Source organism: Arthrobacter sp. KUASC02, from assembly GCF_059739395.1.
Genome location: NZ_AP046053.1, coordinates 4,129,882 through 4,152,475, shown reverse-complemented (window position 1 = coordinate 4,152,475; position 22,594 = coordinate 4,129,882). Strand labels below are relative to the sequence as shown.

The window sequence follows — 22,594 nt, the reverse complement described above, 5'->3', positions numbered from 1 at the left end:
TTCCCGTCCAAAACCTGGGAACGGCGCCAAGGTGGGCGGACTATATTGGCCCTGTCAGCTCATCGGACCCGATCGCGGGAGTGTGCACTCATGGCCAAGGAACTCGCCACCCAGCTCGTTGAACAACTCCAGGCTGCCGGAGTGCAGCGCATCTACGGGATCGTGGGCGACAGCCTCAACCCGATAGTCGATGCGGTCCGAAAAACCGGCGGCTCACAGCAGGGCGGCATCGACTGGATCCACGTCCGCCACGAAGAGGCAGCCGCCTTCGCCGCCGCCGCCGAAGCCCAGCTGACCGGAAAGCTGGCCGTCTGCGCGGGATCCTGCGGCCCCGGCAACCTGCACCTGATCAACGGCCTGTACGACGCGAACCGCTCAGGGGCACCCGTCCTGGCGATCGCCTCGCACATTCCGAGCAAGCAGATCGGCAGCGGATTCTTCCAGGAAACCCATCCGGACCGGCTCTTCAACGAGTGCTCGGTGTACTCGGAGCTGATCAGCACGGCAGAACAGGCGCCCCGGGTCATGCACAGCGCCATCCAGCACGCCGTCGGGCTCGGGGGAGTCGCCGTCGTTACGCTTCCCGGCGACATCGCCGGACTGGAAGCCACCGGCGAAACGCCGCTGCCGGCAACGTTCCGGCGCGCCACGCTGACTCCGGACGCTGCGAGCGTCCGGGAGCTGGCTGACGCGATCAACGCTGCCAACAAGGTCGCCATTTTCGCCGGTGCGGGAACGCAGGGTGCCCACGACGAGGTGGTGGCGCTCGCCGAAGTGATCGGCGCCCCGATCGGCCACTCGCTGCGGGGCAAGGACTTCATGCAGTACGACAACCCGTACGACATCGGCATGACCGGGCTGCTCGGCTACGGCGCCGCGGCCGAGGGCATCGAGGACGCCGACCTGCTGATCCTGCTCGGCACGGATTTTCCGTACGATCAGTTCCTTCCCGGCACCCGCACGGCCCAGGTGGACCGCGCCGCGCACAAGCTGGGGAGGCGGACCGACGTCGACATCGCCGTCCATGGCGACGTGCTGCCCACGCTCGCCGCGTTGAAGCCGCTGGTCGCAGCGAAGAAGAGCCGCCGGTTCCTTGACCAGATGCTCAAGAAGCATGACCGGCTTATGAACAAGGCAGTGGGCGCCTACACCCGCAAGGTGGAAAAGAAGCAGCCGATCCATCCGGAGTACGCCGCATCGCTGTTGGACCAGGTAGCCGCGGAGGATGCCGTTTTCACCGCGGATACGGGCATGTGCAACGTCTGGACTGCCCGGTACATCAATCCGCTGGGCACGCGCAGGCTGATCGGGTCGTACCTGCACGGCTCCATGGCCAACGCCCTGCCGCACGCGATCGGCGCCCAGCTGGCCTATCCCGGCCGCCAGGTCATTTCGGTGTCCGGAGACGGCGGCCTGTCCATGCTGCTTGGCGAACTGATCACCGTTGCCGCGCACCGGCTTCCCGTGAACGTGGTGGTCTTCAACAACTCAACGCTGGGCATGGTCAAACTGGAGATGCTGGTGGACGGGCTGCCTGATTTTGGCGTGGACGTGCCCGACGCCGATTACGCGGCCGTCGCCCGCGCGCTCGGCTTCCACGCGGTCCGGGTCACGGATCCTGCCCGGATCGAGGGCGCTTACCGGGAGGCTTTCGCCCACCCGGGGCCGTCGCTGGTGGAGCTCATCACGGATCCGAAGGCACTGTCGATCCCGCCGAAAATCACGGGTTCGCAGGTCCTCGGCTTCGCGACCGCCATGTCGAAGGTGGTCCTGAACCGGGGCGCCGGCGAGGCCGTGAGCATGGCCAGGAGCAACCTGCGCAACATCCCGCGGCGGTAGTTTTCTGACGACGACGACGACGGCGGCGGCGGACGGCCGCCGTCGTCCGCTCGCTATGTGGGTGGGGTACCGCGGCGCTCAGCCGCCAGCAGGGCAGCGGTTCGTTCAATCAGCCCGTAAGGAACCGGCTTGCCCAGCGGGAATTTCAACGTGCCCTTGGCTGAGCGGTACGGGTCGATGTCAGCCTGGAAAGCGGGATCGCCTGACGGCACCGGATACACGGAAATGTGGTGCGCCCAGCCGGCAAAATACACCACGTACTTTCCGTTCAGTGTGACCGTGGGAATGCCGTAGCTCATCATCTCGCCGGAGTCCGGCACGGCGGCCCTGCACCGGCGCCGGACTTCCCGGAGGATGTCCTGCACGTCGGCCGGGAAGGACGTGATGTACTCCTCGACGCTTGTCAACCTCTTTACCATCCGTGCTCCTTCGACGTGTCTTGAGGATACGCCGCGGCTGTCCGTGCGTGAGCGTTTCCCGAAACGTTGCAGCAATCGAGAGAGGGTTCCCCGGGCGAGACCAAAACGACGGCAAACCGTGACCCTACGGGCATCGTGCTGCAGCGGGCAGGCTGGTTGACTGAAGGGGACAGGCGGATTCCCGCCGAGTGCCGGCATGGCATTTCCAAGGGGGAAACATGAAAACGTTTCGCGTGGCCCGGCTCGCGACGGCAGGTGCGCTGGTGGCGCTCACCGCGTGCTCGGCGTCGTCGTCTCCGGAGATCCTGAAGGCCGACGGCGTGCAGCGGGTTTCGGTGGACGGTGCGGCGTACGCCGCTGAACTGCGCTCCTTCCGCACCTCCGCTTTCGGGCTCGGCGGAGCCCTGCTGGCCGACGGCGGCGACGGCGCCCAAGGGAACGTGGTGTCCTCGCCCGGGAGCCTGCTGATAGCCCTGGCCATGCTTCGAGCCGGTGCTACCGGCGGTACGGCCGCGGAGATGGATGCTGTCCTGAAACTCCCCGCCGAGAACCGCGACGAGGCGATGAACGCGCTGCTCGCATCACTGGAGAAGTTCGACGGCGATCCGGGCGCGGTGGACGAGGAGAACCCGCCGCGAAAGCCCGTGATGCACGCCGCCAACGGCCTGTTTGTGGACAAGGGCGTCCCCACTGGTAAGCCGTTCCTGGACACACTGGCCCGGCACTACGGAACCGGGGTGTACCCCGTGGACTTCAAGGACGAGGGCGCAACGAAGCCCGCCATCGATGCCTGGGTCAACAGGAACACCGGCGGCCGGATCAAGCAAGCCCCGGCAAAATACGACCGGGACAACACGTTCAGCCTGCTCAACTCCCTGTACTTCGCGTCCGCCTGGAGCGCGCCGTTCGACCCGAATGACACGTCGGATCTGCCCTTCACCACGGCCGCCGGCGAGGAAATCGAGGCACCGGCAATGCACAACGAGCTGAAAATGAAGTATGCGGAAGGGACCGGGTGGCAGGGCGTGGACCTTCCGTATGCCGACGGCTTTGTCATGCGTCTGGTTCTGCCGGAGGCCGGCGCGGACGCCGCATTGGGTGCTGCAGCACTCACGGACATCGCGGACGCGCTGGACAGCGCCCCGCTGGAGACCGTGCAGATCCAGCTGCCGCGCTGGGACCACAAGTGCAGCTTCGACCTGCGCAAGGTGTTTGAATCGCTCGGCCTCCGGAAAACCCTCGCCACCACCGAGGACTTCAACAACATCCAGCCCAGGATGATGATCACCCAGGCCGCGCAGGCTGCCAACATCACTGTTGCCGAAAAGGGCACCGTCGCCGCGGCGGTCACGCAGATCAACGGAGCTGTCACCAGTGCGCCGCCGGAGCCTGAACGGACCATCACCTTCGACCGGCCGTTCCACTACCAGATCGTGCACGTGGAAACCGGGCTGCCGCTCTTCATGGGACGGGTGGCCGACCCCCGCTCCTAACGCCAAGGCTTGGCAGGGGTTAGCGTGGGCCGCCCTGCCAGAGGGCGTCGAACGGTGCGCCTGAGGCCACGCGGTTGCGGATTCCGGCGGTGACGAAGGCCTTGGCCGTGCGGGCAGCCTCGAGCGGGGTCGCGCCCTTGGCCAGTTCGGCCGTCACTGCGGCAGCGAGGGAACACCCGGCACCGGACACGGCCACTTCGCCCACCTTGGGGGCGGAGAGGATTTCCAGGGTGTCGCCGTCGTAGTAGACGTCGACGGCGTCGGGCCCGGCCAGGCGCACGCCGCCCTTGGCCAGCACCGCCGCGCCGCTCAGCTCATGGATACGGACGGCCGCGGCCTTGAGGGACTCGACGTCGGTGATCTCCAGCCCGGACAGCGACTCCGCCTCGAAATGGTTGGGCGTGACGAAAGTGGCCAGCGGCAGGATTTGCGCCTTGAGTGCCTGGTCCGTGTCCAGTGCGTGGCCCGGCTCCTGCCCCTTGCAGATCAGCACGGGATCCAGCACCACGTTGGTGAACCCGCCGTCGGCCAGGGCGGAGGCCACGGTCGAAATGGTGGCAGGGCTGCCCAGCATGCCGATCTTCACGGTGTCCAGCACGGACGGTGCGCCGGAAGCGGCACCGTAGGCCGCCGTCGTCGCCTCCAACTGATCCGCGATGACCTGCTGGTCTACCGGGACGAAACGGTGGTTCCAGTTGTCGTTCGGGTTGAAGGAGACGATGCAGGTCAGGTTGGCGATGCCGAAGACGCCAAGTTCCTGGAAGGTCTTCAGATCGGCCTGTGCGCCTGCGCCGCCCGTCGCCTCGGAACCGGCAATGGTCAGGGCAACGGCGGGGAACGTGTCAACAGCTGCAGAAGTCATCCACCCATACTGCCACCGCCGCCGAACGGGCCGCATTGTGCGGATGACCAATGTGAACGCATGCTTCGGGCAGGGCCCGCCTGCCCGAAGCATGCGTTCCGCCAGCGGGGCTGTAATGGTGCGAGAATGGGAGACGGTTCCGGCGGAAGCACTTCGCGGGGGCCGTCTCCCAGTGCTAATACAGCCGGCCGCCGCCGCGGTTCATCACCGCGACTTACCGTGCAGCCGAGCGAACCACTCCGAATGGATCACCCATGACCTCCGCCAAGACTTTCCCGGCCTCCGCGGCGCCGAAATTCGCTTCGATCGGTTCCCCCTATTTCGGCATCATGCTGGCCTGCATGGCCGTGGTGCTGATCCTGTCCAATATCGGGGCATCCAAAGGCGTGGCGATCGGTCCGATCATCACCGACGGCGGATTCTTCCTCTTCCCGCTGGCCTACATCCTGGGCGACGTCATCAGCGAGGTCTACGGGTTCAAGGTGGCACGCAAGGCCATCATCACCACGTTTGCCCTGTCCGTGTTCGCCTCCCTCTGCTACTGGGTGATCATCGCGCTGCCCGGGTTCGACGACGAGTTCGGTGCCTCCAAGCAGGCCGCCCTCGAAGGGGCGATGGGGCCGGTTCCGCAGATTGTGCTGGCCTCGCTGCTCGCATTCTTCGCCGGGCAGACCATCAACTCCTGGATCCTGGTCCGGATGAAGGCGCGCACCGGCGAGAAGTCGCTGTGGGCGCGCATCATGGGCTCGTCGGTGGCCGGTGAGTTCGTGGACACGCTCATCTTCTGCAGCATCGCGGCGTCGGTCATCGGCATCACGGACTTTGGCATGTTCGTGAACTACGTGCTGGTGGGCTTCCTCTACAAGACCCTGGTGGAGTTCCTCTTTGTGCCAGTGACCGCCCTGGCCATCGGCTGGATCAAGAAGCGCGAACCCAGCTACGGTGCCCCGACGGCAGCGGTGACGAACGTCGCGTAGCTGCCGCCCGGCGTCGTACCTTGTAGCCGCATCCATTGCTCCGTAACGGCCGTTTTGAGCCTTCAAAAGGGCGGGTAGGGAGCAAACGATGGGGCTGCCCGCCGAACGTCAGCCCTTGAGCGTCCCGTCGAGGAGGTTCCGAAGCTCGCGGAAGTGCCGCTCCGTGGCCTCCGCATGAAAGGCCGAGGTGTCCGCCATCGAATAGCCGTGCGGTGCGCCCGCGTAGATCTCGTTGGCAGCCTCGAGCCCGGCGGCGTGAAGAGCATGGCCCAGGCGGGCAACGGCGTCGGGATCCATGCTCCGATCGTGATCCGCGTGGCCGAACACGAACCGGGCCCGGGCGTTGCCGAGTCCGAGATGAGGGCTGTCGGGAGCCTCGCTCGCCAGACCGCCGCCGTGGAAGCCACCGCAGGCTGCCACCGCTTCACCGTGGGAGGTTGCCGTGCGCACGGCAAGGCGTGCGCCCATGCAGTAGCCGCCGGCGCCGATCGGCCCGGGCGCTACGCCGTCCAGCTTCCTCAGCGCATCCACCCAGGCATCGATGTCCGGCAGCGCTTTGTCCGTAGTAAGCCGGCCCACCCGCGGGAACGCGGCCGCGCCTGCGGCTTCGCGGCCGGCCGGAGTGGTCATGTCCGTTTCCGGCGCCAACTCCTCTGCCGTTCCTTCGCGGTAGAAGACGTTCGGGGCCAGGACAATGTAGCCCCAGTCGGCGATTCGCTGCGCCATGTCGTGGATCCGGGGGCGCAGGCCGAACGCGTCCATGTAGAGCAGGACGCCCGGGAACGGACCCTCGCCGGTGGACGGGCGGGCGACTACGGCTTCGGCAACGCCTTCTGCGGCCGGGATCTCGATGAGCATCCGGTCAGGATATCGGAGGACGACGGCGGGAGGCGCCTTTTCGACGACGGCGCCCCCGGCCGGTGCCCCGACGGCGCCCGGCGGCGCGGCTCAGGCGTAGTAGCGCCCCAGGGTCTCGGCCTTGAACTCGAAGAAGTTGCCGGCCTCGATGGCGAGCCGGGCGTCGTCGACCATCTTCACCACAAAGCGCTCGTTGTGGATGGAGATCAGCGTGGCCGAGACCATCTCCTTGGCCTTGAACAGGTGGTGGATGTAGGCGCGCGAGTAGTTCAGGCAGGCGTAGCAGTCGCAGCCTTCCTGCAGCGGGCCGAAGTCGCGCTTGTATTTGGCCCCGGACAGGTTGAACCGACCGTCGGGGTGGTAGAAGGCCGAGTTGCGGGCCACCCGGGTGGGGGAGACGCAGTCGAAGGTGTCCGCGCCGTTCTCGATGGCGGTGAAGATGTCGTCCGGCTCGGAGATGCCCAGCAGGTGCCGCGGCTTGTCCTCCGGCAGTTCCTCGTTGCACCAGCGCACGATCGTGCCGAGGTTCTCCTTCTCCAGTGCACCTCCGATGCCGAAGCCGTCGAAGTTCATGGCGCCGAGGTCCCGGCAGGCCTTGCGGCGCAGGTCCTCGTACTGGGCACCCTGGATCACGCCGAACAGCGCCTGGTACGGCTTGCCGGTGCGCTCGGACGTCAGCCGGAAGTGCTCGGTGATGCAGCGTTCGGCCCAGCGGCGGGTGCGTTCCAGCGACTCCTCCTGGTAGCCGCGGGAGTTCTGCAGCGTGGTCAGCTCGTCGAAGGCGAACATGATGTCCGCACCGATCTGGTGCTGCACACGCATCGAAATCTCCGGAGAAAAGCGGTGCCGGTCCCCGTTCAGGTGCGATTTGAACCAGACGCCGTCCTCGTCCACGTGGGCCAGCCGCTCCTTGCCGGGTGCCACGGCGTCGTCCGGGCCGGAGGAGTCAACAGACTTCATGTCGATGACCTTCTTGAACCCGGAGCCAAGGCTCATTACCTGGAACCCGCCGGAATCGGTGAAGGTGGGCCCGCGCCAGTTCATGAAGGCGCCCAGCCCGCCGGCTTCGTCCAGGATGTCCGCCCCCGGCTGGAGGTACAGATGGTACGCGTTGGCCAGGACCGCCTGCGCACCAAGCTCGGCGACGGACTCGGGCAGCACGGATTTCACCGTGGCCTTGGTGCCGACGGCGATGAAGGCGGGAGTCTGGATCTCGCCGTGCGGGGTGCTGATGGTGCCGGTCCTGCCCAGGAACCTACCGCCGTTGGCGGCGACCTGCTCCGGCGTCGGAGAGCAGGTTTCACTCAGCCGCTTGCCCACGGTGAAGGAAAACTCGGACTGCAGGGCTGCGGCACCGGGCTCGAGAGGCGAGAGTGAAGGTTCAGTATTGGCTGGCACGGTTCAAGTGTGCCAGCTTGGCTCCCGGAAACTTAGCCGGCGGTCAGTGCACGGGGTCCGATGTGGGATAGTTCTCAGCCCGCCAGTTGTCCCAGCCGGTGCGGATTTCCTCCAGCCGGTGCGCCCCCAGGTCGTAGGTTGAGATGATCACCATCGACCCGCCGTCGGGCCTTACCTCGGCAATGGGCGGCTGGTCGGCCACAATCAGCAGGCCGTCGCCGTGCTCGGCGTAGCTGTGGACCGTGAGCCCCACCTGGTGGTTGGTCCGGTACCAGACCTTGCCGGAGATCTCCTCGCCGGTTGGAAGCGTCAGCGAGTACGGCTCACCCCGTTTGGGAAGATCTGCCAGGCCGAGCTTGTCGATCGCGGAGCCGTCCCCGCCCGGAACGGAAAAGAAGGCAGTGCGGCGTTTACCGTGCGGGTGGTGTTCCAATGCGAACCGGAGCTGCTGGAGGAACGTCAGCCAGCTTTGGGTGATGTCCTCGTCCCAGGCGGCCCACTCCGAATTGTGGTCCAGGGCGGCCCGTGTCACGCTGACTTCGGTGCCGCTGGGAACGGGTTTCAGGTTGAACTCGTCCCCGCCGTCCACGGTCAGGCTGGTGTGGTCCGGACCTTCGACCACGGTGTCCTTGAAGTAGATTTCGTTGATTTCGGCGGCAAGGTCGTCGGCCTCCCAGCCGTGCCACTGGGCCACCTTGGCCGGTTCACGCAGCATTGTCCAAACCTGCTGCGCATCGGAATTAATCACAACGCTCAGATTGTTCGTCATGGGGTGAATCTACAACTCCCGGAGCCCGCGGGGTAGGGCCTAACGGGTGGCGCACAGCCCTCAAGCCCGCACAGACTCCAGTTCGTTGCCGATCCGGCGGTCCAGTTCCTTGAGCCCGATCGTTTCCGACCCGCCGTGCGCCCGCAGGAACATCAGGGCCTCAAGCCGCAGCAGCCGCCATTCGCGTTCGGCGTCCGGGTTGGAATTGTCGATGGCCCGGAAGATTTCCTTGTCATACAGGTTGGGCTCGTTCAGCGAGCGCTGGCGGACCTTGGCGTTCATCCGGGCTTTGAACGGGTCTGTTTCCATCGCTTCGGGGGCCCGGAGGAGCTTTTCGTACACGTCGGCACGGTCCTCCTGCCCGGTCTGCCGGCAGATGTAGCTGGACAGGGAAAGCGCCGCCTCGACCGACGTCCACCGGCCCGGATTGCCATCGAAGGGCAGGACGTTGAGGAGGTCCGCAACGGCCAGGGCGTTCTCGGCGTCCTTGAGGACGACGAACAGTTCGTGGGCGAGGTCGTTGAGGTCCTTGAGGCAGCTGCCGGACTTGGTGTTGATGCCCTTGGCCAGGCGGTCGCTCAGCAGCATCACGCCCAGCGCGTCCGGATGGGCGGCCGCGGCTGCCTCCACCACCGACTCGGGCGTTCCCGACGGCGCCGGGATCAGCGCCAGCTCTTCCTCGCTCGGGCCGCTCGGGCCGGCCGGGACGGCCGCTGCGGCCGGGGTGGTGGCCGGGAGGGGAGGAACGACGACGGCGGGAGTCGCCGGGGCGGCGCCCTCCCGGGCAGACTCTGCCCCGGCGGCGGGGGACTCAACGAGCTGAAGGGAGGTGGCGGCGTCGGACTCTTCGGAAACTGCTGTTTGTTCGGGACCGCCGCTGACAACGGCAGTGTCGGGGGAGGCCGCCTCCACGCCCTCACCGGGGCCTGCCACGAGGACCGTGGACCCGGCAGCGATGCGCAGGATCCCGCCGCCGGTGAGCGTTGCCAGGACCACAGCCGGTGTGCCGAAATCGTCTTCCTCGACGAGGACGCTCTGGATTTCGGCGGACCGTTCGCCGTCGGGGAGCAGCAGCAGGTGGCCGGTCTGCAGAGAGCCAGCCTTGAGCTCGCTGTAGTGCTGGGCGGCTGGGCGGTGGGTCATCGGGAGTCCTTAAGTTCTCTTGCGGTCCGCCCTACAGTCTACAAAGGAGCCTGCCGAAAATCGGGGACGCCCGGGTTCCTTCGAGCGTCCCCGGTGAAGCCCGTGGAACTTAGCTGCCGACGCCCGCGAACGCGAGAGCCTGCCGGACCAGCGCGCCGCGGCCGCCGCTGAATTCCAGCTGCACGTCCGGGCTCAGGACCTCTTCCGGCGTCATCCAGGTGAGCTCCAGGGCGTCCTGCCGGGGTTCGCATTCGCCCGTGACCGGGATGATGTACGCCAGCGAAACGGCGTGCTGGCGGTCGTCCGTGAAGCCCGTGTGCGACGGCGCCGGGAAGTATTCGGCCACGGTGAACGGCACCGGGCTGATGGGCAGCTGCGGGAACGCCAGCGGGCCGAGGTCCTTCTCCATGTGGCGGAGCAGGGCGGCCCGGATGGTCTCGCGGTAGAGGACGCGGCCGGACACGAGGGAGCGGACCATGGTGCCGTCCTCGTCGGCCTGCAGCAGCGTGCCCACTTCGTTCACGAATCCGAGGGGATCAAGGCGGACGGGTACGGCTTCCACATAAACCATGGGAAGCCGGCCCCGGGCTTCGAAGAGGTCCTCATCGGACAGCCAGCCGGGATTCGGGTCAGGAGTGCGCACGTTCATGCTTAAGTTCTACCCCATCCCTGCCCGAACCCCGCGCCGGAGCTTCACGCGTCCCGAATGCTGGCCCCGCAACCATGCCCCCGTCAGTGCCGCGAAGAAACCCAAAGCGCAGGAACGTCCCTGCCTGCGGCGTCGGGGTTGGCCACGTGCAGGGTCCGGCCGAAGGCCTCTTCCGTCATGGTCACTTTGGTGCCCGCTGCGTCCAGCCGGTCCCGCAGCACCGAAAGCTCGCCCGTGTACTCGAATCCCAGCCCGGTCCGCGGAGCGCCGCTGGCGGGGCGCACCATCAGCACGCCGCCGTTCTTGGCGGTGAAATCCGCCGTTTCGTCGTCATCCGGCACCGGCCGGAGCCGCGCGCCCATGTTCCGCAGGGTCTGCGCCGCCGCCGCTGCCTCCGGCGTGAACCAGACTTCGACGACGGCGAGTCCCGGATCGGCGTCCGCGCACTGGGCGCCGTGGGCGGCTTTGTCCGCGAAGAAGCTGAAACCGTCCTCGCCGGTGATCCGGCAGGAGGCCCCGTGGTCCGCGTCGACCAGCTCGGCTGGCGTGTTCCCGTCCTCCACGGAGGCCGCGTTGGTCCGCCGGGCGAATTCGGCGAGGTCGCCCACTTCGGCGCCGAACGCCGTCGTGCCGTCCTCGGCGGAACCGGCTTCGGCGGCGTGCAGCGCCAGACGGCCCGAACCGGCGTCGTACTCTTTCCAGGGACCGTCATCGACGGTCTTCACCATTCCCAGCTGCGTGAGGAGCTGCTCCCACTGGTCCGGACGGGACGTGAAATGGACGGGACGGACACGCAGCATGGGGCTCTCCTGGGCTGGCTTTGCGGTGGCGTTGACGGCGACACTGCCATGATGCCACGCCTTGATTAAGGAATCCCGGGTAGCAGAATGGTGCCATGGCCATCGAACTTGAAGAACTGCTGGTGAAGGACGCCGCCGAGTGGCGCAGCTGGCTGGAACAGCACCACGCCACCAGTCCGGGGGTCTGGCTGGTGCTGCACAAGAAGGGCGGCAACACCACAGAGCTGGACTACGAGGCCGCGCTGCAGGAGGCGCTGTGCTTCGGATGGATCGACGGCCAGGGCAAAAGGCGCGACGACGACAGCTCCTTCCAGCGGATGACGCGCCGGGGCCCCAAGAGCGTATGGTCGGCGCGGAACGTGGACCGGATCGAAAAACTCGAAGCAGCAGGCAGGATGACCGCGGCCGGCCGGGCCGTCGTCGAGGCCGCCAAGGCGGACGGACGCTGGGAGTCGGCCTATTCCGGAGCGGCTTCCGCCGAAGTCCCAGCGGACCTGGCAGCTGCCATCGCCGCCGAACCGCGGGCGCAGGCCATGTTCGATGTGCTGACGTCGGTGAACCGCTTCGCCCTGATTTACCGCACTAACTCGGTCAAGCAGGCTGCCACCCGGGAACGGAAGATCGCCGGATTCGTGGAGATGCTGGCGCGCGGCGAAACCCCGTATCCGCAGAAGAAGCGCCCCGCGGAGTAGCAGGCCTCAGGCGGTGGCGTCCTCGTCCATCGGGAAGGCCACGGCTTCGCCCACCACGCGCAGGCAGAGCTCCATGCCCGGCCGCGCGATGGAGGCGTTCCAGTGCCGGATGGTGATCACTTCGCCGCCGCCCGGGAAACGGTGGTCCGGGATGGCGCCGGCGGCCAGTTCCGGCGGCACGGCCAGTTTCAGGCGGACCGTGGTTTCCGGGCCGAAGTAGTCCGTGTCAACCACCACGCCGCGGATGGGGCCGTCCTCCGCGATGCGGATCTGCTCGGGCCGCAGCATGAGCTGCACGCGGCCCTGCGCCGGGGGCCTGCGGACCGGGATGCCGCCCAGCGAACACGTGGCCAGGGAACCTTCCATCCAGGCGTCCAGGATGACGGCGTCGCCCAGGAACTCCGCCGTTGCCCGGTCCGCGGGGCGGGTGTAGACCACGAAGGGGTTGCCGATCTGGGCCAGCCTGCCGCCGCGCATCACGGCTACCTGGTCCGCGAAGGAGAGCGCCTCGGCCTGGTCGTGCGTGACAAGGATGGTGGTCACCCCGGCTTCGCTGAGGACCTTGGCCACGGCGCGGCGGGTGGCCACGCGGAGCCCGGCGTCCAGTGCGGAGAAGGGCTCGTCCAGGAGCATCAGCTCCGGCTCGCGGGCCAGGGCTCGGGCCAGGGCAACGCGCTGTTGCTGACCGCCGGAAAGCTGGTGCGGCCGGCGCTTGGCCATGGACGGATCGAGGGAGACCATCTCCAGGAGCTCGCCCACCCGGGCCGCGATCTCGCGGCGCCCGCCGGACAGGTGGCTGGCGCTGAGGCCGAAGGAGACGTTCTGGCCAACGGTGAGGTGCGGGAACAGGGCGCCGTCCTGCGCGACGTAGCCGACGTGGCGTTTGTGCGCCGGCACCCAGAAGCCCTCGCCGGCCACCTTGGTGCCGTTGAGCGAAATGCTGCCGGTATCCGGATGCTCGAAGCCTGCGATCAGCCGCAGCAGGGTGGTCTTGCCGGAGCCGGAAGGGCCGACGATCGCGGTGGTTCCGCCCTTGGCCACGGACAGGTTGACGCCCTTGAGGACCGCCTGGGAACCGAAGTTCTTGGTGACGGCCTCGATCTCCAGGTGGCTGTTGGTGCTGGGCGCCACGGACGCGGCGATCCGCGGTTCCGGAAGCCTGGAGGGGGCATCGCGGGAAGTGTAGGAATCGGTCACTGTCCGGCCACTTTCTTGGACTGCTGGAAAAGAAGGTAGGTCATGGGGGCGGAGATGAGGATCATCAACAGCGCATACGGCGCCGCGCCGGCGTAGTCGATCTCGCTGCTCTTGCTCCAGAATTCGGTGGCAAGGGTGCGTGTGCCGTTGGGCGAAAGCAGCAGGGTGGCGGTGAGTTCGTTGACGATGGCCAGGAACACAAGCGCCGCGCCGCCCGCCGCTGCGGGCGCGGTGAGCCGCAGCGTGACGCGGACGAAGGACACCAGCGGTGGCTTGCCCAGCGCCTGGGCGGCTTCGTCGAGTTCCTTGGGCGCCTGGGCCAGCCCGGCCCGGATGTTCACCAGTGCCCGCGGCAGGAACAGCAGTACATAGGCCGCAATCAGCAGCACCGTGGTCTGGTAGAAGCCGGGCGCGACCCTGATGCTGACGGTCACGAAGGCCAGGCCCACCACGATGCCCGGCATGGAACTGGTGATGTAGTTGGACAATTCCAGCGCCTTGCTGAACCAGCTGGGGTGCCGCACGGCCAGGTAGGCCATGGGGAAGGCCACCACGGTGGTTGCCAGGGCACCGGTCAGGCCGTAGCCCATGGTCTGCAGCAGGGCGGGAAGGAATTCGTCGGCCACCCAGATGTCTGCCCCGCCGGCGAAGATCCAGCGCAGCACGAACATCAGCGGAAGGCCGAACGCCAGGGCGGTGAGGCCGGTCAGGAAGAGCTGCGCCGGAACCTGGTAGGCGTGCAGCGGCAGGCGCAGCGCCCTGGCCTGTGCGCCCGAACCCACCCGGGCGTAGCGTGCGGTGCCGCGGCTTCGCACCTCAACCAGGAGCAGGATCAGGCAGAAGAACACCAGGACGCTGGCCAGCATGTTCCCGGCGGTGCCGTTGAACGTGGACTGGTACTGCACCATGATCGCGGTAGTGAAGGTGTCGAAGCGGATCATCGCGAATGCGCCGTATTCGGCCAGCAAGTGCAGCGAGACCAGCAGCGCACCGCCGGTCATGGCGATGCGGAGCTGGGGGAGGACCACCCGGAAGAAGGTGCGCCACGCGCCCAGGCCCAGCGACGCCGCGGACTGCTCGATCGCGGGGTCAAGCCGGCTCAGTGTGGCCGCGGCCGGGATATACACCAGCGGGAAGTAGGACAACGTGGCGATCAGGACGCCGGACCAGAGCCCGCCCAGGGACGGCACGGCGGAAACCCAGGCATAGCTGTTGACGAAGGCCGGGATGGCCAGCGGCGCGGCCAGCAGGACGGCCCACCATTTGTGGCCGCGCAGCGTGGTGCGTTCCACCAGCCAGGCTCCGCCCACGCCCAGGACCACGCAGAGCGGCACGGTGATGGCCATCAGCAGCACAGTGTTGAGGAGTAGCTCCCCGACGCGCTCCCGGAAGATGAGCGCGACGGCGGTGTCCCACCCCGTGGCGGCCGTCATCACGATGACGTACCCCAGCGGGATCAGTGAAAACAGGGCAATGAGGACGGCGATGACGGATACTGCGGAAACGCCGAAAGGCGGGCGGGGGCGCTTGCCCCTGCCCGCCGTCGTCGTGCTTCCGGAAGTGTCCGGTGCCGCTAGGTCAGTTGGCACTGATTTACAGGAGTCCTGCCTTGGTCATCAGCTCGGTAACCTTTTCGGAATTGAGCTTGGCCGGGTCAACGGTGGGCGCCTGCAGTTCCGTCAGCGGAACCAGCTTGTCGTTGGCCGGGACATCGGAGGCAATGGCGTACTCGAAGGAAGTGCCCTTCTGCAGGACCTCCTGGCCCTTCTTGCCGGTGATGAATTTCAGGAAGGACTGGGCCGCCGCCGCATTCTTGGAGGACTTCAGCACGCCGCCGCCGGACACGGAGACGAAAGCGCCCGGGTCCTGGTTCTTGAAGTAGTACGGCGTGACGTTCTTGGAGTTCTCGCCGGTCTTGGCCTGGTCGCCGTAGTAGTAGTAGTGGTAGATCAGGGCGGCGTCGACTTCGCCGGCGTTGACGGCCTTCATGGCCGTGCTGTTGCCCTTGTAGGCCTTGAAGTTTTCCTTCATGCCCTTGAGCCATTCCTCGGCTGCGGCTTCGCCCTTGAGCTCAAGCAGCGCGGAAACGATGGCCTGGAAGTCGGCGCCGGACGGTGAAGCGGCCCACTTGCCCTTCCACTCCGGCTTGGCCAGGTCCAGCATGGACTTGGGCAGCTTGTCTTCGCTCAGCTTGGCCTTGTCGTAGACCAGGACCGTGGAGCGCGCGGCAATGCCGGTCCATTTGCCGGTGGAGGGGCGGAAGTCGGCAGGCACCTGGTCGATGGTGGCCTTGTCCACGTCAGCGAACAGTCCGGCGTTCTCGACCTGCGCCATTGCGGGTGAGTTTTCCGTCAGGAACACGTCGGCCGGGGAGGCTGCGCCTTCCTGGATGATCTGGTTGGACATTTCCGTGTCCGAGCCCTGGCGCAGGGTGACCTTGACGCCGGTCTCCGCCGTGAAAGCGTCGATCCATTCCTTGGTGAGGCTTTCGTGCTGGGCGTTGTAGACGGTGATTTCGCCGGCAGCCTTGCCGTCCGCTGCCGCAGTGCTGGCGGCGGGGGTGGAGCTTCCGGAGCCGCAGGCGGCCAGGCCGAGGGCTGCGGTGGCGGCGAGTGCGATTCCCGCCAGCGCGTTGGTGCGGATCTTCATGGGGGCTTCTTTCTGGAAAAAAGTCTTGGTGGACCGGAGTCCGCGTGAGGGGGAAGTTAGGGCATGCTCACTGCCAAAAACTGTAGGTTAGCCAAACCTAAGAGACCAAGTCGAAGCGGCCTTAAGTGATCAGGATCACATCAATTACGGAACTTTTACGTGACTTAATTCTGGATGGCCCAGACGGCGGCTGCGGCTTCCAGGATCATCCAGGCCTGCAGCTGGGTGGAAAGTTCGACGGCGGCACCGGCCGGGTAGGAGCCGCTCGCCGGCGTCTCGGGAAACACCGGGAACACGAGGTGCGCACCGTGGCGCGCCAGCGGCTCCCCGGTTCCCACCGTGCGGCGCCCCTCCCAGAGTGCCTGCGCGGTTTCGATGACCAGGGCTGCCGCGGTGGCCCTCGTCCGGTCGGAGAGCCGTCCGTCCACTGCCGCCAGCGCAAGGTACCGCGCCAGGATCCCGGTGAACAGGCCGCCGTCGCCCGTTCCGTCACAGCGGAGCACGGCGGCGGTCTTGCCGTTTGCCAGGATGGCGGGGCGGGTCAGGTTGCGGGACACGGCGTCCACCAGGCTGGCCGCCCGGTCAAGGTTCGGCTGGCCGCCGAGCTCCAGCAGCGCCCCCAGCACGGGTCCCTGGTTGTACGTGTAGATGGCGGCTTCCAGCGCCACCTCGCCGCCGGGGCCGATCCGCAGGCCGTCCTGGTACATGCCCTGGGCGGGGTCGAACAGTTTGGCGTGAAGCCAGTCCACCAAGGCCTGCGCCTTGGCCGTGTTCCCGGTGCGGGCGTAGTAGAGCGCCACCGGCGCCGTGGCAGGGGTGTTCTTGAAGTCCCGCTTGGTGCTCCAGAAGGTGCCGCCGCCCAGGTCATCCGTGGACGCGGAATCGAACTGCAGCGTGAGGCTTTTCCGGATCCGGGCGTGGCGGCGGGCGCCGGGCTTGCGTGTCTGTTCGGCGAGCTTCGCCAGCCGGAGGGTGGATAGGGCGAGCCAGGCCATGTCGTCGTAGTAGTTGTTGACCACGGTCAGGAAGTTGCGCAGCCGGATGCCGGTGACCAGCCGGGAGGCCAGCCGTCCGGCGCTGGGCCGGCTCCCGCCGTCGAACCGTGCGCCTTTCGCCAGCTCCCGGCGTCCGGCATCCACCAGGCAGTCCACGTAGTGCGCCTGCCACCAGTAGTGCCAGGGACGCCTCAGGTTCTTCAGCCCGCCGGAGGGGCGTTCAATGGCCGCGATATGCGTTCCGGGCAGGAAGAACAGCCGTTGCCCGAACATCCTGGTCACGGACCGGGCGGCCTCGTCGGCGCGGGCAGACCAGTCCGCGGTGGTGGCGTCGTCCGGGGAGATCATGGTGTCAGCCTAGCCCGGAGTCCGATCGGGGCGCAGGCGGGATGACCGCGCGGGGCGCGTCCGGGGCGGCGGCCGGGTGTGCGGTTTGCTTTCATTCCAGTTAACATTCATTAACTAGCGTTACGCCGGGGTTCCGGTTCCACATCAAGGAGGATGCATGGACATCAAAGGTACTGTCGCGCTCATTACGGGCGGGGCCTCCGGGCTGGGCGCCGCAACGGCACGGCGCCTGTTCGACGCCGGCGCCTCGGTGGTGCTGGTGGACCTGCCGTCCTCGCGGGGCATGGAGTTTGCAGCCGAGCTGAACGGCCTCGGCGGGGCCGGAACGGCTGTTTTCGTTCCGGCCGACGTCACCAGCGAGGACCAGGTGCAGGCCGCCGTCGACGCCGCCGTTGCGCTGGGGCCGCTGCGGATTGTGGTGAACTGCGCGGGCATCGCCACACCGGGGAAGGTCCTGGGCCGTGACGGCGTGCTGCCGCTGGACACCTTCAGCCGCGTCATCCAGATCAACCTGGTGGGCACCTTCAACGTGATCCGCCTGGCGGCCGCTGCCATGGCCGCCACCGAGCCCGTCTCGACCGACCTTGGCGGACCGGAGCGCGGCGTCATCATCAACACCGCCTCCGTGGCCGCATTCGACGGCCAGATCGGCCAGCCCGCCTACGCCGCTTCGAAGGGGGCCGTGGCGGCGATGACCCTGCCGATCGCCCGCGAACTGGCCCGCTCCCTGATCCGCGTGGTCACCATCGCGCCGGGCATCTTCGAGACGCCCATGATGGCCGGACTGCCGCAGGACGCCCAGGATTCGCTGGGAAAGCAGGTCCCGCATCCGTCCCGGCTGGGCCGGCCGGCCGAATACGCCAGCCTGGCCGCGCACATCGTGGACAACGCCATGCTCAACGGCGAGACCATCCGCCTCGACGGCGCCATCCGGATGGGGCCGAAATGATGCCGGCAGCCATGCCGGGAGTGCCGGCTGCGAACGCTCTGGATTCACTGCCTACGGCCGACTTCTTCGGGTTCGAATCGCTGCTCAGCGAACGGGAACGGCTGAAACTGCAGGAGCTGCGGGAATTCCTGGCGGTCGAGATCGCGCCATTCGCCACAGAGTGGTGGAACAACGCCGAATTTCCAGCCCATCTCCTGCCCAAGCTGGCGGCCCTGGAACTGAGCGCACCGGCCCAGCGCGGCTACAGCCACCTGTTCGCGGGCCTGGTGATTGCCGAGATCACCCGGGTGGACACCTCCATTGCCACGTTCTTCCTGGTGCATCATGACCTCTTCGTGGAGTCGCTGTACGGATTCGGCTCCGACGAGCAGAAAGCCCGCCTGCTCGACGACGCCGCCAACCTCCGCACCACCGGCGCCTTCGCGCTGACCGAGCCGCACCACGGCTCCGACGTGGCCGGCGGAATGGAAACACGGGCCCGCCGCGTGTCCGGCTCGACGGGAGCTGCCGACGGCGGCGGGGACGTCTGGATCCTCAACGGAGCCAAACGCTGGATCGGCAACGGGACGTTCTGCGACTACATGCTCGTGTGGGCGCGGGACGAAGCCGACGGCGCCATCCGGGGATTCATCGTGGACGCGGCGCTGCCCGGGGTGAGCCGGAGCCGGATCGAGAACAAGATCGCCCTGCGCACGGTGCAGAACGCGGACATCGTTTTCCGGGATGTGCGGGTGGCGGAGGCAGACCGCTTCGCCGGCATCGGAAGCTTCGAGGACACCAATGAACTGCTCCGCGGCTCCAGGATCATGGTGGCGTGGCAGGCGGTGGGCCAGCAGCTGGCGGCGTTCGATGTCGCCCGGCAGCACGCCGTCGAACGCCAGCAGTTCGGCCGCCCGCTGGCCAAATTCCAGCTGATCCAGCAGCAGCTGGTGACCATGCTGGGAAACGCCGTGGCCAGCATGGGCATGATGGTCCGGATCGCCCAGCTGCAGCAGGAGGGCAAGGCGGACATGGCGCAGGTGGCGCTGGCGAAGTCCTATACGAGCGCCCGGATGCGCGAAACCGTGGCCATGGGACGGTCCATCCTGGGTGGCAACGGGATTGTGTCCGATTTCCGGATGGCCAAGATCTTCGCCGACGCCGAGGCCATTTACACCTATGAGGGGTCGTTCGAGATCAACACGCTGATCGTGGGCCGCGCCGTCACCGGGGTCTCCGCGATCGTCTAGGTGCCTCCCGGTCAGTCGGCGATCATCGGGTCCTTCTCGCCGGCTTCGATCCGGTAGTCCAGGCTGTTGTTCTTCACCGGCATGGGGCAGGTCCCGAAGGGCGTGAAGGCGCTCGGGTAGTTGATGGCGCGGTTGAAGTCGAGGGCCACGGAGCCGTCCGGGCGCGGTTTTGTAGTGGACACCTTGCGCCAGTCGTCCGTTGAGTCCCCGTTGGTTTCATCGTGGAACGTAACGGTCAGGGCGCCGAGCTTCTCTTCTTCGGCCTGCAGGTGGAACTCGTGGTCCTTGCCGGGCAGCCGGAACACCAGTTCGCCCACAGTCCGGTGCACGCCGTCCACCAGCGGATTCGCGGTGCCGATCGGGACGTCCACGGGCTCCGGATAGGGGCGGAAACGTGCTTCGACCACCAGATCGGGGCGGTACTCAAAGGTGGGCACGCCGTCGAACTCGGTAAACACCGGCGACATCGAATCCCTGGTGCGGATGGCGTACTTGTCCGCCCGCATGGCCAGTTCCACCACTACCTGCTTGCCGTCGTCGCCGCCGAACTGCACCCACATCAGCGACTCTTCGTCCGCCAGCACGGCGGAAATGGTGCCGTCCACCGGCTGCCCTGAGTCCACCAGCGTCAGTCCGTCCGCCGCCTCGGCGGTGAGGAACGCCGTCGTGCCGTCCGTTGACCAGAGTCCCGGGGCGAGGTCGACGGCGGCGGGCTGGCTTTCCAGCCACTGGAACGACGTGAGCGTCAACCAGCCGTAGTCGCCGGCCAGAGCCTTGTTGCGGTTGGCGCGGAACCGGTTCCAGCGTTCCACGAGGGCGTCAGGGGCAGTGGTCATTGTTCCTCCAAAGCGGGCGCGGGCGTCGCGGCAACCTTACTCCGCGGTGCCCAAGCTTGCAGCTATCAGGCGGGAGGCGGCATCCCGGGCCGTCTCGGCGGCCTCCGGGTCACCGTCCAGCACGCCGCTGGCCAGGCCGCCGTCGAGGATCAACGAGAGGCTCCGTGCGAGCCGGTCCGGACGCGCGGCGCCCGCCTCGGCAGCCAGCCCCTGCATCCACGCCAGCACAGCCCTCTTGTGCGCAACCGTGCGTTCGTGAACAGGGGTCCCCGATGCCGACTCGGCCGCAGCGTTGATGAAGGCGCAGCCCCGGTAGCCGTCACGGCGGCAGGCTGAGGTGAGGGCATCGAACAGCCCGACGAGCTGCGCCGCCGGGTCCGGTCCAGCGGCCTCTGCGGCAGCGTGGAGCTGGCCGGTCCAGATGGCGTCGACCCTGTCCAGGTAGGCGAGGATCAGTTCGTCCTTCGCCGGAAAGTACTTGTAGAACGTGGCCTTGGAGATCCCCGACTCGGCGATGATGGTGTCAATGCCGGCGGCGCGCAGGCCGTGCGCATAGAACAGCCTGAAGGCGGTGGCCAGGATCTTCTCCCTGGCGGGGCCGGCGGAAGTTCGGGCAGCCTGCGGTGCAGAGGCTGCTGGCGTCGTCATACGCCAATGGTACACAGACAAGTCTGTCTCACGCCGGGTGGCCCGGGGCAGGGCGCGGGTCACGCCGGGTGGCCAGGTCAGGGGCGGGTACCCAGGCCGTTCACCAGCAGCTTCCACACCGCCGTCAAATCGTCGTGGATCGCCGGATCCGCCCACTCCGCGGCGTGCAGCGGGTGGTGGAAGCGGGCGGTGGCGTACAGGACCGCGCGGCCGGCAGTGACCGCGTCCGTTCGGGCGAACTCGCCGGTTTCGATGCCGTCCGCGATGATTTGGGTCAGCTGCGCGGCGAGGTGGTCCACGTGGGCGGCCACCACTTCCCTGGCTTCTGCGGTCAGCTGGCTGAAGGTCGCGAACAGTTCAGGATCTTCCAGGGCCATGCCCTGTTTGATGGCCGCGAGCCGCTGAAGCCAGCGAAGGAGGCGCTCGGCAGCCGGGCCGGCGGTGTCCAGCGACGGATCCAGGGGTTTGATGATCCGGTCAAGCCACCTCCTTGCCACCGCGTCCCGGAGGGCCACTTTCGTAGGGAAGTGCCGGTAGACGCTGCCGTGGCTCACGCGGAGGACCTTGGCAACGTCCACCACGGTGGCCTTGGCCAGGCCGAAGCGGCGGAGGACGTCCTCGGCGGCGTCCAGGATGCGTTCTTCCGTCAGTACGACGGCGGCAGGGCTCACTTCCGCTCGCTGTCGAGCATGGCCATCTGGCCTGCGTCGTAGCGGGTGCCGGCTGCGGCGTCCGCGGGAACGGCCGCTTCGATGTCGGCGAGATCCTGGCTGGAGAGGGTCAGCGCGGCGGCGCCGAGGGACTCGGCCAGCCGGTCGCGGCGGCGGGCGCCCACCAGGGGGACGATGTCCTCGCCGCGCGAGAGCACCCAGGCGATGGCCACCTGGGCCACGGTGGCATCCTTGCTGTCGGCAATAAGGCGCAGCCGCTCCACGAGCTCGAGGTTGCGCTGCAGGTTTTCGCCGGAGAACCGGGGGAGGTGGGCGCGGAAGTCCCGGCGGTTGCCCTCGGCCTGGGCGGGCCAGTGACCGGAGACGAGGCCGCGGGACAGGACCCCGTAGGCGGTGATTCCGACGCCCAGCTCACGGGCTGCGGGCAGGATATCTTTTTCGAGGCCGCGGGAAATCAGTGAGTATTCGATCTGCAGGTCTGAGACCGGGTGCACGGCGTGCGCGCGGCGCAGCGTTTCAGATCCCACCTCGGAAAGCCCGATGTGGCGGATAAGTCCCTGTTTCACGAGCTCGGCCAGCGTGCCCATGGTTTCTTCGACGGGGACGGCGGGATCGAGGCGGGCGGGCCGGTAGATATCGATGTAGTCGGTGCCGAGGCGGCGCAGCGAGTAGGCGAGGAAGTTCTTGATGGCTGCCGGCCGGGTGTCGACGCCGTTCCAGCCGCCGCGCGCGTCCCGCAGGACGCCGAACTTGACGCTGATCTGCACGTCTTCGCGGCTCCGGCCGCGGATGGCATCGCGGAGCAGGAGCTCGTTGTGCCCCATGCCATAGAAGTCGCCCGTATCCAGCAGGGTGACGCCTGCGTCGAGGGCAGCCTGAATCGTGGCGACGCTCTCGGCGTCGTCCGCGGGTCCGTAGAGGTCGGACATGCCCATGAGGCCCAGTCCGATGGGGGCGGTGGCGGGTCCTGCGGAGCCGAGGGTGCGGCGGGACGCCTGCATGGAAGTGGTCATAAAACGAGAATACAACAATCAGCTGACAGATTTCAATAATTGTCAGCCAATACCACTTTGCCTTCAGTCGATCCCTTGCGGTGCTCAGGTGGGCCTGATAGCGTCAGGCCCACCGGTAGACGGACCTGTCTACCCCGAGATCCCAAATGCCCAGAGGATG

At 67.3% G+C, this 22,594-nt stretch carries 22 protein-coding genes; 6 read left to right on the top strand and 16 right to left on the bottom strand.

What is annotated here, in order from left to right:
• Positions 1-90 precede the first annotated feature (90 nt).
• Entirely contained in the window at positions 91-1,839 is a 1,749-nt protein-coding gene (locus AC6JAC_RS19050) for a pyruvate dehydrogenase (RefSeq protein WP_347898941.1), read from the top strand.
• A gap of 53 nt (positions 1,840-1,892) precedes the next feature.
• On the opposite strand, the gene AC6JAC_RS19045 is transcribed toward AC6JAC_RS19050, so the two are convergent.
• Entirely contained in the window at positions 1,893-2,258 is a 366-nt protein-coding gene (locus tag AC6JAC_RS19045) for an iron chaperone (protein WP_497966095.1), read from the bottom strand.
• A gap of 218 nt (positions 2,259-2,476) precedes the next feature.
• Between AC6JAC_RS19045 and AC6JAC_RS19040 the strand changes: the two genes are divergently transcribed.
• Positions 2,477-3,751, top strand: a complete 1,275-nt coding sequence (locus AC6JAC_RS19040) for a serpin family protein (protein WP_497966093.1) — start codon at positions 2,477-2,479, stop codon at positions 3,749-3,751.
• A 19-nt stretch (positions 3,752-3,770) separates the two neighbouring features.
• Here AC6JAC_RS19040 and AC6JAC_RS19035 read toward each other — a convergent pair whose 3' ends face one another.
• Positions 3,771-4,613 carry a hydroxymethylpyrimidine/phosphomethylpyrimidine kinase gene (locus AC6JAC_RS19035; protein ID WP_028271123.1) on the bottom strand — a complete coding sequence of 281 codons (843 nt, stop codon included), beginning with the start codon at positions 4,611-4,613 and terminating at the stop codon, positions 3,771-3,773.
• Positions 4,614-4,867: 254 nt separating this feature from the next.
• Here AC6JAC_RS19035 and AC6JAC_RS19030 point away from each other — a divergent pair, with 254 nt between their 5' ends.
• A complete protein-coding gene (locus tag AC6JAC_RS19030; protein WP_497966090.1) occupies positions 4,868-5,590 on the top strand; it encodes a queuosine precursor transporter in 723 nt (240 codons plus the stop codon).
• 108 nt (positions 5,591-5,698) lie between these two features.
• Here the strand turns inward: AC6JAC_RS19030 and AC6JAC_RS19025 are convergent, their stop codons facing one another.
• The 6 genes from AC6JAC_RS19025 to AC6JAC_RS19000 all read right to left on the bottom strand — a co-directional run bounded on the left by AC6JAC_RS19025 (position 5,699) and on the right by AC6JAC_RS19000 (position 11,207).
• Positions 5,699-6,448: a dienelactone hydrolase family protein gene (locus tag AC6JAC_RS19025; RefSeq protein ID WP_497966088.1), complete on the bottom strand. Its 750-nt coding sequence runs from the start codon at positions 6,446-6,448 to the stop codon at positions 5,699-5,701.
• A gap of 90 nt (positions 6,449-6,538) precedes the next feature.
• Positions 6,539-7,846 carry a tRNA guanosine(34) transglycosylase Tgt gene (tgt, locus tag AC6JAC_RS19020; RefSeq protein WP_454697584.1) on the bottom strand — a complete coding sequence of 436 codons (1,308 nt, stop codon included), beginning with the start codon at positions 7,844-7,846 and terminating at the stop codon, positions 6,539-6,541.
• Between the two features lie 43 nt (positions 7,847-7,889).
• Complete coding sequence (locus AC6JAC_RS19015) at positions 7,890-8,615, bottom strand: SRPBCC family protein (RefSeq protein WP_028271119.1); 726 nt, start codon at positions 8,613-8,615, stop codon at positions 7,890-7,892.
• Positions 8,616-8,675: 60 nt separating this feature from the next.
• A complete protein-coding gene (locus AC6JAC_RS19010) occupies positions 8,676-9,758 on the bottom strand; it encodes a DUF6707 family protein (protein ID WP_497966085.1) in 1,083 nt (360 codons plus the stop codon).
• Between the two features lie 109 nt (positions 9,759-9,867).
• A complete protein-coding gene (locus tag AC6JAC_RS19005; protein WP_028271117.1) occupies positions 9,868-10,407 on the bottom strand; it encodes an NUDIX hydrolase family protein in 540 nt (179 codons plus the stop codon).
• Positions 10,408-10,490: 83 nt separating this feature from the next.
• Complete coding sequence (locus AC6JAC_RS19000; RefSeq protein ID WP_497966083.1) at positions 10,491-11,207, bottom strand: VOC family protein; 717 nt, start codon at positions 11,205-11,207, stop codon at positions 10,491-10,493.
• Positions 11,208-11,302: 95 nt separating this feature from the next.
• On the opposite strand from AC6JAC_RS19000, the gene AC6JAC_RS18995 reads away from it, so the two are divergent.
• Positions 11,303-11,899 carry a YdeI/OmpD-associated family protein gene (locus AC6JAC_RS18995; RefSeq protein ID WP_028271115.1) on the top strand — a complete coding sequence of 199 codons (597 nt, stop codon included), beginning with the start codon at positions 11,303-11,305 and terminating at the stop codon, positions 11,897-11,899.
• A 6-nt stretch (positions 11,900-11,905) separates the two neighbouring features.
• Here the strand turns inward: AC6JAC_RS18995 and AC6JAC_RS18990 are convergent, their stop codons facing one another.
• The 4 genes from AC6JAC_RS18990 to AC6JAC_RS18975 form a co-directional block, all read right to left on the bottom strand.
• Complete coding sequence (locus AC6JAC_RS18990; protein ID WP_028271114.1) at positions 11,906-13,096, bottom strand: ABC transporter ATP-binding protein; 1,191 nt, start codon at positions 13,094-13,096, stop codon at positions 11,906-11,908.
• Entirely contained in the window at positions 13,093-14,685 is a 1,593-nt protein-coding gene (locus AC6JAC_RS18985) for an ABC transporter permease (RefSeq protein WP_497966080.1), read from the bottom strand. Before AC6JAC_RS18985 ends, AC6JAC_RS18990 begins: the two co-directional genes overlap by 4 nt.
• A 4-nt stretch (positions 14,686-14,689) precedes the next feature.
• Positions 14,690-15,745, bottom strand: coding sequence for an iron ABC transporter substrate-binding protein (locus tag AC6JAC_RS18980; RefSeq protein ID WP_028271112.1), 1,056 nt, complete (start codon positions 15,743-15,745; stop codon positions 14,690-14,692).
• A 164-nt stretch (positions 15,746-15,909) separates the two neighbouring features.
• On the bottom strand, positions 15,910-17,088 hold the full coding sequence (locus AC6JAC_RS18975; protein WP_497966078.1) for a glycoside hydrolase family 76 protein: 1,179 nt from the start codon (positions 17,086-17,088) through the stop codon (positions 15,910-15,912).
• A gap of 157 nt (positions 17,089-17,245) precedes the next feature.
• Between AC6JAC_RS18975 and AC6JAC_RS18970 the strand changes: the two genes are divergently transcribed.
• Positions 17,246-18,037: an SDR family NAD(P)-dependent oxidoreductase gene (locus tag AC6JAC_RS18970; RefSeq protein WP_028271110.1), complete on the top strand. Its 792-nt coding sequence runs from the start codon at positions 17,246-17,248 to the stop codon at positions 18,035-18,037.
• Complete coding sequence (locus AC6JAC_RS18965) at positions 18,034-19,266, top strand: acyl-CoA dehydrogenase family protein (RefSeq protein WP_497966076.1); 1,233 nt, start codon at positions 18,034-18,036, stop codon at positions 19,264-19,266. The genes AC6JAC_RS18970 and AC6JAC_RS18965 overlap by 4 nt, the downstream gene beginning before the upstream one ends.
• 11 nt (positions 19,267-19,277) lie before the next feature.
• Here AC6JAC_RS18965 and AC6JAC_RS18960 read toward each other — a convergent pair whose 3' ends face one another.
• The 4 genes from AC6JAC_RS18960 to AC6JAC_RS18945 all read right to left on the bottom strand — a co-directional run bounded on the left by AC6JAC_RS18960 (position 19,278) and on the right by AC6JAC_RS18945 (position 22,434).
• Positions 19,278-20,102, bottom strand: a complete 825-nt coding sequence (locus AC6JAC_RS18960) for a DUF1684 domain-containing protein (protein ID WP_497966074.1) — start codon at positions 20,100-20,102, stop codon at positions 19,278-19,280.
• Positions 20,103-20,138: 36 nt separating this feature from the next.
• Positions 20,139-20,750, bottom strand: a complete 612-nt coding sequence (locus AC6JAC_RS18955) for a TetR/AcrR family transcriptional regulator (protein ID WP_347898907.1) — start codon at positions 20,748-20,750, stop codon at positions 20,139-20,141.
• Positions 20,751-20,827: 77 nt separating this feature from the next.
• Positions 20,828-21,421 carry a TetR/AcrR family transcriptional regulator gene (locus AC6JAC_RS18950; protein WP_497966072.1) on the bottom strand — a complete coding sequence of 198 codons (594 nt, stop codon included), beginning with the start codon at positions 21,419-21,421 and terminating at the stop codon, positions 20,828-20,830.
• Positions 21,418-22,434 carry an aldo/keto reductase gene (locus AC6JAC_RS18945; RefSeq protein WP_497966070.1) on the bottom strand — a complete coding sequence of 339 codons (1,017 nt, stop codon included), beginning with the start codon at positions 22,432-22,434 and terminating at the stop codon, positions 21,418-21,420. Before AC6JAC_RS18945 ends, AC6JAC_RS18950 begins: the two co-directional genes overlap by 4 nt.
• Positions 22,435-22,594 lie beyond the last annotated feature (160 nt).